At 32.8% G+C, this 12760-nt stretch carries 10 protein-coding genes and 1 pseudogene; 6 read left to right on the forward strand and 5 right to left on the reverse strand.

Annotated features, from left to right (window positions below; translation table 11 throughout):
* Positions 1 to 71 precede the first annotated feature (71 nt).
* The 4 genes from L2Z92_RS12635 to L2Z92_RS12650 all read left to right on the forward strand — a co-directional run bounded on the left by L2Z92_RS12635 (position 72) and on the right by L2Z92_RS12650 (position 9354).
* Positions 72 to 1100, forward strand: coding sequence for a LamG-like jellyroll fold domain-containing protein (locus L2Z92_RS12635; RefSeq protein WP_236453828.1), 1029 nt, complete (start codon positions 72 to 74; stop codon positions 1098 to 1100).
* Between the two features lie 320 nt (positions 1101 to 1420).
* On the forward strand, positions 1421 to 2497 hold the full coding sequence (locus tag L2Z92_RS12640) for a helix-turn-helix transcriptional regulator (RefSeq protein WP_236453831.1): 1077 nt from the start codon (positions 1421 to 1423) through the stop codon (positions 2495 to 2497).
* A 280-nt stretch (positions 2498 to 2777) separates the two neighbouring features.
* A complete protein-coding gene (locus tag L2Z92_RS12645) occupies positions 2778 to 8513 on the forward strand; it encodes a beta strand repeat-containing protein (protein WP_236453834.1) in 5736 nt (1911 codons plus the stop codon).
* Between the two features lie 4 nt (positions 8514 to 8517).
* The gene (locus tag L2Z92_RS12650; RefSeq protein ID WP_236453836.1) at positions 8518 to 9354 is read left to right on the forward strand and encodes a hypothetical protein; all 837 of its coding nucleotides are present in this window, start codon (positions 8518 to 8520) and stop codon (positions 9352 to 9354) included.
* 37 nt (positions 9355 to 9391) lie between these two features.
* Here the strand turns inward: L2Z92_RS12650 and L2Z92_RS12655 are convergent.
* Positions 9392 to 9748: pseudogene (locus L2Z92_RS12655) on the reverse strand (RlmF-related methyltransferase); the annotation flags it as partial.
* A gap of 217 nt (positions 9749 to 9965) precedes the next feature.
* Between L2Z92_RS12655 and L2Z92_RS12660 the strand changes: the two are divergent.
* A complete protein-coding gene (locus L2Z92_RS12660; RefSeq protein WP_236453839.1) occupies positions 9966 to 10169 on the forward strand; it encodes a hypothetical protein in 204 nt (67 codons plus the stop codon).
* Between the two features lie 14 nt (positions 10170 to 10183).
* Positions 10184 to 10309: a T9SS type A sorting domain-containing protein gene (locus L2Z92_RS21515; protein ID WP_407647584.1), complete on the forward strand. Its 126-nt coding sequence runs from the start codon at positions 10184 to 10186 to the stop codon at positions 10307 to 10309.
* A gap of 108 nt (positions 10310 to 10417) precedes the next feature.
* Here L2Z92_RS21515 and rlmF read toward each other — a convergent pair whose 3' ends face one another.
* From rlmF to infC, 4 genes are all read right to left on the reverse strand, one after another.
* Complete coding sequence (gene rlmF, locus L2Z92_RS12665) at positions 10418 to 11377, reverse strand: 23S rRNA (adenine(1618)-N(6))-methyltransferase RlmF (protein WP_236453842.1); 960 nt, start codon at positions 11375 to 11377, stop codon at positions 10418 to 10420.
* A 116-nt stretch (positions 11378 to 11493) separates the two neighbouring features.
* Positions 11494 to 11838, reverse strand: coding sequence for a 50S ribosomal protein L20 (gene rplT, locus L2Z92_RS12670; RefSeq protein ID WP_236453845.1), 345 nt, complete (start codon positions 11836 to 11838; stop codon positions 11494 to 11496).
* 98 nt (positions 11839 to 11936) lie between these two features.
* Complete coding sequence (gene rpmI, locus L2Z92_RS12675) at positions 11937 to 12134, reverse strand: 50S ribosomal protein L35 (RefSeq protein WP_236453848.1); 198 nt, start codon at positions 12132 to 12134, stop codon at positions 11937 to 11939.
* Positions 12135 to 12201: 67 nt separating this feature from the next.
* Positions 12202 to 12753: a translation initiation factor IF-3 gene (gene infC / locus L2Z92_RS12680; protein WP_262913014.1), complete on the reverse strand. Its 552-nt coding sequence runs from the start codon at positions 12751 to 12753 to the stop codon at positions 12202 to 12204.
* Between the last annotated feature and the right edge of the window lie 7 nt (positions 12754 to 12760).

Genomic DNA, 12760 nt, shown 5'->3' on the forward strand with positions numbered 1-12760 from the left:
TCGTACCAATTTTTTTAGTTGTATTGTACTAAAAAATAATTTTGTTTCATTAACCAAATAATACTTGTTTCATGAAACAAATTTATCTTTCTTTTTTACTGACAATTTTCGGTACTTTTTTATCTTTTTCTCAAATAGGAACTCATTTAAATTTTGATGGAGTAGATGATTATGTAGTTATTCCTGTAACTACTATAAATGACTTAACGCAAGGAACAATTTCTTCATGGGTTTATTTAAATAGTTTATCTAATCAAACTATTTGTGCTAAGCAAGATGACAATGTTGGCTCATATGCAATATTATCTGTAGGTGGTGGTGGTACATCTGGTGAGGTCTTTTTTCAATCAAAAAATAATGTTACTTTAACAAGTAATGCAACTTTAGTAACGGGTCAATGGTATAATATAGTAGTAACATTCAATACTGCTGAAGCAAAATTATATATCGACGGTGTATTAGATATTACCGTTGCAGCAGATTTTTCAATTCCTAATAATACTTCCTCAACTACAGTTACATCGTTAGGTGCGTGGTTAGGTGATGGTGGAGGACAATATTTAGATGGTACATTAGATGAATTTAGAGTTTGGAATACAGTATTAACAGCAACTGACATCACTAATACTAAAGATTGTGAAGCACAAGCTCAATCACAACTAGTTGCTTATTACAAATTTAATCAAGGCTTTAATGGTGTAGATAATACTAGTATAACTGCACTTGTAGATGCATCAGGTAATGCTAATGGTACGTTAAATAATTTTGCTAGAACAGGTACAACTTCAAACTTTTTATCGGGTTCTCCAATTACAACAGGAAACACATGTACAAATACAACTTTAAGTGCTTCTAATTTTGAAGTAGCGAATAACATTAAAATATATCCAAACCCTACAAATAATTTTGTAACAGTTGAAGTGAATAACTTAACAAGCGCAAAATTACAAGTTGTAGATATTGCAGGAAAAGTTTTAATGAATCAATCGTTAAATACAAGTTCTAATACTATTAATGTATCTCAATTACCAACTGGTTTGTATTTGTTTAAAGTATCTTCTAATGAAGGAACTACAATAAGTAAAATAGTGAAACAATAAAAATGAAAAAAATATTCCAAAAATATAGATTAGCAATCCTACTTTTTTTGTTATATGCTTCTCTACTTTTAATAGGAATATGTGTCTATAAATTATAGTAAAATGGCTACCTGTGCGTGGTAGCCATTTTTTTATTTTTAAAGGAAGGAGTGAATAGCTTTTAAATGTTAGGATATAATTTGCAATAAAAGTATAAGTGTTTTACCATTCCTATACAAAGTACTGCATTTCGTATCAGCAGAAAAATACTATTCTTAAATACTATATTTATGATTTTTATAAATCAAAAAGCAATCCAATTTATTTATAATTAAGAAGAAATGAACCTATCTAAATGGTTACAGTTCGCAAAGCCAAATTTAAATTTTTTTAATGATGGCTTTTTTGAATTTCCTTATTTGGCAAATTCCCCCGAATTATTTATTAAATCTACCATAAAATCTCTTGGAAGTAAACATGTACCAGAAGATCAAACTGTTTATCGAAACAATCCTTTTATAAAAGGAGAAATGCGCTATCGAAAAATAGACGAAGGTTTGTGGCTTACGATTACTAATATTGAATTTAAACACAATGCAGTAATAAAATCAGTGTACGATAAGAGTATCCCAAGTGAGCATTATTCTGTTACATTTACAATTTTTGAAAGCGAAATTAAACTTCAAAACTCCTTTATAGATAAAATGCCCTTTTTTAATAAATTTTGGGGTTTTAAAAAACCTGGGACAGATGTGGGTGCTAGTTTTTACAAGGGCTCTAAATGCCAATTTTTTATTTTTTATATAAGCCCAAGTTGGTTAGAAAAACACGTACCACTTCACAAGTTAGATTCAAAAATTCCATTTAAAATGTTTTTAGATTCTGATAAAGGGTTTATTTCCTATCAAGACATTGTGCCTAATGCAGAAGAATTAACTCATGAAATTTTACATACTTTTAAAACCTTTAAGGACGATATTTTTAGTGAAACTATATTAAAAGCGCAAACTTTAAGCTTAATTTCTACTTTTTTTAAGAATGCTTTTGAAGATTTAAGAACCGAAGGTTATCAAAAAAAGGGTGCAATAGATTATAAATTAGTTGCTAAATGCGAAAGTATGATTGCAATTAACTTGCATTCACGGTTCATAGGTATTGATGCTCTTGCTCAAAAGCTAAATATATCTTCTACTAAGCTAAAATCCGACTTCAAATCGGTTTATGGTACATCAATTTTGCAATATGTTATCGATAAAAAAATGCAATTGGCTATGCAACTGATTCTCACAACTGAAATGCAAATTAAGCATATTGGGAATCAAGTGGGTTATGACAATCCTAGTAAGTTTAGTGCTACATTTAAGAAAAAATATGGCAGACTTCCTTCTGATTTTAGTACCGACAGTGCTGTAAATTAATTTTGTCTTTTCTTATTTAAATAAGTAGAAAGTCTATAAAGTCGAAAACCCTAACATTCAAAGTCTAAAATTAAAACATGATAGCTCTTTATTTTAGCATATAAAATAAGTTGCGCGACTATTTTTTTTTGACTTTAAACTTTAAGGCTTTCCAACTTTCAACAAATTTTAAAATCTGTCCGAATGGGCTATCGATTAGTCTTATTGGGCTACTCGATTGTTTTTTTTTGATATAATTTTGCCGTTTACTTTTTTAGTTACTTTATTTTAAAAAAAAATTATGAAACAGAAACTCTACTTTTTATTGTTAGTCATATTGTATCAGTTTAATACTTTTGGGCAAACAGGAACTCACCTAAACTTTGTGAATAGAACTACGACTACTACACAAGGGCCAGATTTAATTGAAATACCATATTTTGCAAGACCAGGAGCTTTTACTATTGAAGCTTGGGTAAGAACAACTGGGACGGATAATATTCCAAAAACCATTTTTTCTTGGAGCGACAATTTAAATGGAGGTGCTAGATATTCATCATTTACAATAAATGACCAATATATTCAATTTACGGCAAGCAATGACAATACTTACGAAGGTGCAACTAGTTCAGGATTAACTAACACTTCGTTTAATGTAAATAATGGACAATGGCATCATATCGCAGTTGTAAAAACCAATGCAACATCTGCTAATATAAAATTTTATATTGATGGCTTATTGATTCCAACATTTGTTGGTTCAGGTTTTACTGATTATATCTCAATAAATTCTAATGCTAATACAACGATGATAGGAGCTGTTGAATTTGGAACAAATAATGGAGCCAATACTGACATACAACAGGGTTTTACTGGTGACATGGATGAATTACGTATTTGGAATATAGCAAGAACTGACGAAGAAATTGCTCGTACAAAAAATTGTGAATTACAAGGTAATGAATCGGGTTTAGTATCCTATTATAAATTTAATCAAGGAACAGCAGCTGGCAATAATACTAGTATTACTTCAGCTACTGCAACTACTGGAAGTAACGGAACCATTTATAATTTTATTGCAACTGGCGCAACTTCTAACTTTGTATCAGGTTCGCCAGTTGTTTCTGGTGTTATTATGCCTAGTCCTCTAACAGGAGTTGCTACAACACAAGCTTATTGTGCTAATAGTACTGTGGCAAATTTACTTCCTGCTTCTAGCTCAACTACAAAATGGTTCACTTCAATGAGTGGTGGTTCAGCATTAGCAACCACTGCAACTTTATCAAATGGCACTTATTATGTAGCCAATGTTAACGCAAATGGTTGTGAAAGTGCTAGAGTTGCAGTAGTAGTAACTATAGACCCTATACCAACTGCACCATCAGCTGCTACACAAATTTTATGTGGTAGTGCAACAATTGCCAGTTTAATTCCAGCAGCTAGCTCGGCCATCAAATGGTATGATGCAGCATCAGGAGGATCTGCTTTAGCAACAACAACAACAATAACATCAGGAACTTATTATGTTTCTGAAACGAATGCCAATGGTTGCGAAAGTTTACGAACAGCGGTAACAGTAACAATTAATACTATTCCAACTGCACCAACGGCTCCGGCTCAGACTTTCTGTAGTGGAAAAACAGTTGCCGATTTAGTTACAACATCTGGCACAAATATTAAATGGTACTCAGCTGCAACAGGTGGAACAGCTTTGGCTAACACCACAACATTAACAGCAGGAAACTATTTTGCTTCACAAACTGTAAACTCTTGCGAAAGCACAACTCGTACATCAGTTGCGGTAACGATAAATCCATCACCAGCAGCTCCATCGGCCAATGCACAAATTTTTCTTACATTAGCAACTGTAGCTGATTTGGTTACCACATCTGGCACAAACATTAAATGGTATTCAGCCGCAACAGGTGGAACTCCATTGGCAAACAGTACCTCATTAATAACAGGTAACTATTTTGCCTCACAAACTGTTGGAACATGTGAAAGTGCAAGAACACAAGTAGCGGTTACTGCAAATGTTTCTATAGCCGTAGATGCTGGTCCAGCAACAGCCACATTTTGCGCCAATGCTATTAGTGCCATCACGGCAGTGGCATCAACAACAACAACAAATAATTTTCAAGGTAATTTTGCACCAAGTAATTGGACATTTTCCAACAATAATAACAATGGTAACGTAAATACTACAAGTGCGCCGGGTAGTATTACACTTAGTTGTATTAAAAATAACTCCGGTAATACTGGTAATAGTAATTATTCGATTACAAAGGCTGTTCCTTTAACTGTTTCTTTTAATTGGTCATGTGCTGGGTTTCCATCTAGTGAATACCCTCGTATTATAATCGGCAATGCCGGTGGTTTTTTGCAAGGGTTTTCAACCGTTGGTGGTTTTAATCAATCAGGAACAATGACTGTGAATGTACCTGCAGGACAGAGCCTTGCTTTTGATATGTATTCGCGAGCTAATTATGGTGATGGAAGTGTTACAATAAGTAATTTAGTAGTAACTAGTGGTGCAACCTATTCGTGGGTAGCAACTAATGGTGGGTCTATAACTGGTGCTTCTAACACAGCAAGTGTTACGCCAGCAACTTCGGGTACTTATACAGTAACTGCCACAAACATTAATGGTGTAACTGCTACAGATAATGTTGTGGTAACAATAAACCCTGTACCAACAGCACCAACAGCTTCGGCACAAACTTTATGTGGTAGTGCAACAATTGCGAATTTAATTCCAGCAGCTAGCTCGGCTATCAAATGGTATGCTACATCATCAGGAGGGTCTGCTTTAGCAACAACAACAGCAATAACAACAGGAACTTATTATGTTTCTGAAACTATAAATGGTTGTGAAAGTTTACGAACTGCGGTAACAGTAACAATAAATACTATTCCAACAGCACCAACGGCTTCAGCTCAAACCTTTTGTAATGCTGCAACCGTGGCTAATTTAGTAGCAACAGGTTCAGGATTACAATGGTATGCTGCATCAACAGGAGGAACGGCTTTAGCATCAACAACAGCTTTAGCAACCGGAACATACTATGTTTCTCAGACTTTAAATTCATGTGAAAGTGCTACAAGAACTTCAGTAAGTGTTACATTAAATGTTACACCAGCACCAACAGCATCTGCACAAACATTTTGTAATTTTGGTACAGTTGCAGATTTAGTTGCGACAGGTTCAGGATTAAAATGGTATGCTGCATCAACAGGAGGAACGGCATTAGTATCTACAACAAATTTAGCAACCGGAACATACTATGTTTCTCAAACTTTAAACTCTTGTGAAAGTGCAACAAGAACTTCGGTAAGTGTGATATTAAATGTTACTCCTGCACCAACAGCTTCAGCACAGACCTTTTGTAATGTTGGTACAGTTGCAGATTTAGTTGCCACAGGAACAGGAACTAAGAATTGGTATGTTGCTTCAACAGGAGGAACAGCATTAGTATCTACAACAAATTTAGCAACCGGAACATACTATGTTTCTCAAACTTTAAACTCTTGTGAAAGTGCAACAAGAACTTCGGTAAGTGTGATATTAAATGTTACTCCTGCACCAACAGCTTCAGCACAGACCTTTTGTAATGTTGGTACAGTTGCAGATTTAGTTGCCACAGGAACAGGAACTAAGAATTGGTATACTGCTTCAACAGGAGGAACAGCATTAGTATCTACAACAAATTTAGCAACCGGAACATACTATGTTTCTCAAACTTTAAACTCTTGTGAAAGTGCAACAAGAACTTCGGTAAGTGTGATATTAAATGTTACTCCTGCACCAACAGCTTCAGCACAGACCTTTTGTAATGTTGGTACAGTTGCAGATTTAGTTGCCACAGGAACAGGAACTAAGAATTGGTATACTGCTTCAACAGGAGGAACAGCATTAGTTTCTACAACAAATTTAACAACGGGAACCTATTATGTTTCTCAAACTTTAAACTCTTGTGAAAGTGCAACAAGAACTGCTGTAAGTGTGACATTAAATGTTACTCCTGCACCAACAGCTTCCGCACAGACCTTTTGTAATTTTGGTACAGTTACAGATTTAGTTGCCACAGGTTCAGGATTAAAATGGTATGTTGCTTCAACAGGAGGAATAGCATTAGCATCAACAACAAATTTAGCAACCGGAACCTATTATGTTTCTCAAACTTTAAACTCTTGTGAAAGTGCAACAAGAACTTCGGTAAGTGTGATATTAAATGTTACTCCTGCACCAACAGCTTCAGCACAGACCTTTTGTAATGTTGGTACAGTTGCAGATTTAGTTGCCACAGGAACAGGAACTAAGAATTGGTATACTGCTTCAACAGGAGGAACAGCTTTAGCATCAACAACAGTATTAGCAACTGGAACATACTATGTTTCACAAACAATAAGTGGATGTGAAAGCGCAACAAGAACAGCTGTAAGTGTGACATTTAATGTTACACCTGCACCAACAGCTTCAGCACAAAACTTTTGTAATTTTGGTACAGTGGCAGATTTAGTTGCAACAGGTTCAGGATTAAAATGGTATGCTGTTTCAACAGGAGGAACAGCATTAGTATCTACAACAAATTTAGCAACCGGAACATACTATGTTTCTCAAACTTTAAACTCTTGTGAAAGTGCAACAAGAACTTCGGTAAGTGTGACATTAAATGTTACTCCTGCACCAACAGCTTCAGCACAAACCTTTTGTAATTTTGGTACAGTTGCAGATTTAGTTGCCACAGGAACAGGAACTATGAATTGGTATACTGCTTCAACAGGAGGAATAGCATTAGTATCAACAACAAATTTAACAACGGGAACCTATTATGTTTCTCAAACTTTAAACTCTTGTGAAAGTGCAACAAGAACTTCGGTAAGTGTGACATTAAATGTTACTCCTGCACCAACAGCTTCAGCACAGACCTTTTGTAATTTTGGTACAGTTGCAGATTTAGTTGCAACGGGAACAGCTTTACAATGGTATTCTGCTGCAACAGGAGGAACAGCATTAGTTTCTACAACAAATTTAGCAACCGGAACCTATTATGTTTCTCAAACAATAAGTGGATGTGAAAGTGCAACAAGAACTTCGGTAAGTGTGACATTAAATGTTACACCTGTACCAACAGCTTTAGCACAGACCTTTTGTAATTTTGGTACAGTTGCAGATTTAGTTGCAACGGGAACAGCTTTACAATGGTATTCTGCTGCAACAGGAGGAACAGCATTAGTTTCTACAACAAATTTAGCAACGGGAACCTATTATGTTTCACAAACAATAAGTGGATGTGAAAGTGCAACAAGAACTGCTGTAAGTGTGACATTAAATGTTACTCCTGCACCAACAGCTTCATCACAGACCTTTTGTAATTTTGGTACAGTTGCAGATTTAGTTGCCACAGGAACAGGAACTAATAATTGGTATACTGCTTCAACAGGAGGAACAGCATTAGTTTCTTCAACAAATTTAATAACGGGAACCTATTATGTTTCACAAACAATAAGTGGATGTGAAAGTGTAACAAGAACACCAGTTAATGTAACAATTGCTATTATTGGATTAATTCGTCAACATTGGAGAGATGTTATCTTTTTTGATAATGCTTCAAATGAATATGTGTCTTATACTTGGTATAAAAATGGAGTATTGATTTCAGGAGAAACTAAACAGTTTTTAAAAGAAAATGGAGATTTAGATGGTGCTTATTTTGCAAAAGCTATGACTGTTTCTGGTATTGAAGTAACTAGTTGTACTTTAGATATTGTTCCAAGTACTGAAATTAGATCTATAAAAGTTATTCCTAATCCTAATACTACAGGACAAATGACTTTAATTAAAATGACTTTATCAGCAGCACAATTAGTAGGTGCTAAATTATATTTATTCAATATAACGGGTGAGTTATTAAATATAATTGACGTTACAAGTAATGAAATGCAAATTCAAGTTCCTTTTACACAAGGTGTTTTTCCATTGAAATTACAATTACAAAATGGAGATATTTTATCAGTTAATATTGCAGTAAAATAAAAATATGAACAAAACAATTAAGAATATAGGATTTGCAACATTTTTGATTTTTTCAAATATGATTTTTGCACAAAAAGGAAGTTTTTTTGTAAGCGTTCAAGCTGGTACAAATAAAATTGAAGATAATACGTCATTTATAACAGATTCTGGTGCTTTTTCAGGGAGTTTAAAAGCAGGATATATTTATAAATTGAATAACGTTTTTGGTGTAGGTACAGGAGTAGAATTCATGCAGTATAAACAAAATGTAACTATAGAAAATGATAGATACACTTCGGTTTTAGTAGATGATACAGGTTCTGCTTTTGAATTTAATCAAGAAACAGCTGAATATTCGGAAAGTCAAACATTAAATTCATTTCAAATACCTTTATTTATTCAATATAAAAAAGAATTAACTGAAACGAATAGTTTTTATTTCAGATTAGGAGGGAAGTTGCTTATACCTTCTAAATTTAAAATAAATACCGTAGCAAAATCATTAACAACAACGGGATATTATCCAGATTTTAACCTAGAAGTTACCGATGTACCTTCACGTGGTTTTGGTACACAAAGTAATTTTCAAGCAACCAACACTTATAAAACTAAATTAGCTTATATGGCTAGTATAGAATTAGGTTTCGACTTTAAGTTAAATGCCGTAAATTCGATATATTTTGGTATGTTTTTAGATTATGGTTTGTCTAACATTGTAGATAATAAAGAATCGAATTCTATTGTTACCTATAACCCTTCTGGTTTACCAAATAATGCAAATGGTGTATATTCATTTAAAAATGATATTGAAACAAAATCGTTAAATTTTGGTGTAACCCTTGGTTATAGTTTTGGAAAATAGATGTTTATTTTTTATTTTAAAATGTTGGGAACAACAATTATATTTTATTTTGTTGTATTCTTAGAACAATATCCTTTTGTAATTTTTCATTGTTCTCAATTATTTTAGCGCAAGCTTTTAAAGAAGGAACATCGATTTCTGTACCTATAAATTGCCAACCATATTCACTGTTTCCAATGATTTGATAAATACAATTGGCACCAACGCCAATATCTAATCCTTTTATGTTTCTTCCAGTAGGGATTTTGTTTTTGTTTTCCAAAGCTAATAAGTCAGCTATATAATGAACATAATCTGCTCTTCCAGAAATTGATGGACATAGATTTGTTTTTGGAATATCCCCAAAAATAATGTTATAATTCGCTAATAATAAACTTTTATTTAATGTTTTAACAGCATCTGAATTATATGAAAATCTAAACTGTGAATTACAAGGGACAGAAACAGGGTTAGTTGCTTATTACAAATGCAATCAAGTTAGTTGGTAATGTAAATAATTCGACTGTAATTTTTTTATTGCATGCAACAGCTAATGCATACGATGGGTATTAAATAATTTTGCTTTAACAGGTGCTGCATCAAATGCTTTAACCATTTCAGGGAATAATAATATGGCAATACTTAATAGAGCTCAGTTTAGAGTGGTGTTAAATGGAGCTTCAGCATGTGTTATAACATCTGATGAAGTGAAAATTACTGTAACTTTAGGAACAAAATCTTTTGAAAGTAGTAATATTAAGGTTTATCATAATCTATCAACTGGTATTTTTGTATTGATGTACAAAAAGATGTTGAATTTACAGTTTATGATATAGTTGGTGAAACAATTATTAGTAAAAATAGTTCAATAGTAAATAATACTTTAGATTTAACAAAATTTGAAAAAGGTATTTATATGCTTGTGGTTACAAATTGGAATGGAGAAACAGAAACCTATAAATTAATAAAGGAATAAAATAACTAAAAAAGTATATTTACTTTAATATAAAAGACCAGCATTGCTGGTCTTTTATTATTCATAAGTTATATTTAATTGAACTCATGTTTATATTTAATATAGTTATTAATCCCAATTAATAATAGCCCAATTTTCTCTTTGCTGTTCATTTAGAAATGTCCAAGCTATGAAACGACTTATTTTATTACCTTGTTCCATGTCGATGGTTTTAATATCTACAGCGCCAATTTTTTTCAAATGATTGTAAAATGGCTTTAAGTTCTCTTTTTTAGAAACTAAACAAGTGAACCACATAGATTGTTTCTTGAAATGAGCACTTTCATAAATCAGATTTGTAATGAAAGCTAATTCACCACCTTCACACCATAACTCATTATTTTGTCCACTAAAATTAAGTACTGGTTTATCTTCTTTAGCTTTACCAATGTTTTTAAGTTTGCGTTGCGTACTTTTTGTAGCTTCTTCTTTAGAAGAATGGAAAGGAGGATTACAAATAATAAAATCAAACTTATCGTTTTCAAGAATACAATTCTTAAGAACATTACGTTTGTTTTGCTGAATACGTAATGTCGTTGAGTTTTTTATATTTTCATTGTTCTCAACAATTCTTGCACATGCTTTTAAAGATGGTACATCTGTTTCAGTACCCACAAATTTCCAATTATATTCACTGCTTCCAATAATAGGGTATATGCAATTTGCACCAACACCAACATCTAAACCTCTAATATGACTCCCTCTAGGAACTTTTCCATTGTTTGATTCTGCTAATAAATCTGCAATATAATGGACATAGTCTGCTCTTCCAGGGATAGGAGGGCATAGGTTAGTCTTTGGTATGTCCCAAAATGTAACCCCATAGAAATGAAGTAATAGTGTTTTGTTTAAAGCCTTTACAGCTTCAGGTATAGAAAAATCGATTGTTTTTGTATCATATTTATTTATAAATACAAAATCGTTAAGCTTTGGATTGGTAACAATTAGCTCATCAAAATTATAGCCATTAATATGCTTGTTTCTCGGATGAAGATTTTTCTTAGGGGTATTGATTTGTTCTTTTTTCAAAATGATATTTTAAGATTGTAAAATTACAATTTTTAATCACAATTACTGTAAATAAAAATTCCCAATCTTTCGACTGGGAATTTCTATATAAGTAAGATATAAATTGGTTTGACGTTTTATTTAATTTTGTTAACGATAGCTGAAAAAGCTTCTGGGTGATTCATTGCTAAATCAGCAAGTACCTTACGGTTTAACTCGATACTGTTTGCTTTGATTTTACCCATAAATTGAGAATAACTCATTCCATGTAATCTTGCACCAGCGTTAATACGCATGATCCATAAAGCACGGAAGTTTCTCTTTTTTTGCTTTCTATCGCGGTATGCATAAGTCATTGCTTTTTCTACCGCGTTTTTCGCTACTGTCCAAACGTTTTTACGTCTACCAAAGAAACCTTTGGCTTGTTTTAATATTCTTTTTCTTCTAGCTCTACTAGCTACTCTATTTTTTGCTCTTGGCATAATTTTAAATGTTTTTTGTAGTAAGGCGGTTTTTCAACACTTCCGAATTTTAATTCGCCCACTCCAGGGTTATTGATTATATGTAACCAAACAACGAATTAAATTAAATTCAATTGTTGTTTTATGCTTTTCTCATCAGTTTTGTGAACTAATCCAGCATGAGTTAAAGCTAATTTACGCTTTTTAGATTTTTTAGTCAAAATATGACTCTTAAAAGCGTGCTTTCTTTTAATTTTTCCAGAACCAGTAACTTTGAATCGTTTCTTAGCACTAGACTTAGTTTTCATTTTAGGCATTTTCTTCCTGTATTTAATTTAATCTTACTTAATATTGTATTCGAGAGTTTACAAAAGCAAACACTTTTTATTTTATTTTTTTCTTAGAAGCAAGGTACATAATCATACGCTTACCTTCTAAAATAGGTAATTGTTCAACTTTTCCATACTCTTCTAATTCTTGAGCTAACCTCAATAAAAGAATCTGTCCTTGTTCTTTGTAAATAATAGACCTTCCTTTAAAGAAAACAAATGCTTTCAATTTAGCTCCATCTTGTAGAAACTTAATAGCATTTTTCTTCTTAAATTCATAATCATGCTCATCAGTTTGAGGTCCAAAACGGATCTCTTTAATTACTACTTGAGATGATTTCGCTTTCAGCATTTTCTCACGTTTCTTTTGTTCATAAAGAAACTTACCATAATCCATTAATTTACAAACAGGTGGTTCTGCATTTGGAGAAATTTCTACCAAGTCTACTTCTTGCTCTTCTGCAAAACGTAATGCTTCTCCAATTTTGTAAATACCTGGTTCAATGTTTTCACCTACTAAACGTACTTCAGGCACACGAATTAAGTTGTTAATTCTGTGAGCTGCTTTTTTTTCTTCGCGAGGCTTGTAACCTCTGTTGTTTCTAATTGCTATG

The organism is Flavobacterium jumunjinense, assembly GCF_021650975.2.
Classification (GTDB): Bacteria; Bacteroidota; Bacteroidia; order Flavobacteriales; family Flavobacteriaceae; genus Flavobacterium; species Flavobacterium jumunjinense.

Bases quoted from the DNA above. Each gene is read 5' to 3' on its own strand.
- L2Z92_RS12635 (WP_236453828.1), top strand. From the start codon at position 72: ATGAAACAAATTTATCTTTCTTTTTTACTGACAATTTTCGGTACTTTT.
- L2Z92_RS12640 (WP_236453831.1), top strand. From the start codon at position 1,421: ATGAACCTATCTAAATGGTTACAGTTCGCAAAGCCAAATTTAAATTTT.
- L2Z92_RS12645 (WP_236453834.1), top strand. From the start codon at position 2,778: ATGAAACAGAAACTCTACTTTTTATTGTTAGTCATATTGTATCAGTTT.
- L2Z92_RS12650 (WP_236453836.1), top strand. From the start codon at position 8,518: ATGAACAAAACAATTAAGAATATAGGATTTGCAACATTTTTGATTTTT.
- L2Z92_RS12660 (WP_236453839.1), top strand. From the start codon at position 9,966: ATGGCAATACTTAATAGAGCTCAGTTTAGAGTGGTGTTAAATGGAGCT.
- rplT (WP_236453845.1), bottom strand. From the start codon at position 11,838: ATGCCAAGAGCAAAAAATAGAGTAGCTAGTAGAGCTAGAAGAAAAAGA.
- rpmI (WP_236453848.1), bottom strand. From the start codon at position 12,134: ATGCCTAAAATGAAAACTAAGTCTAGTGCTAAGAAACGATTCAAAGTT.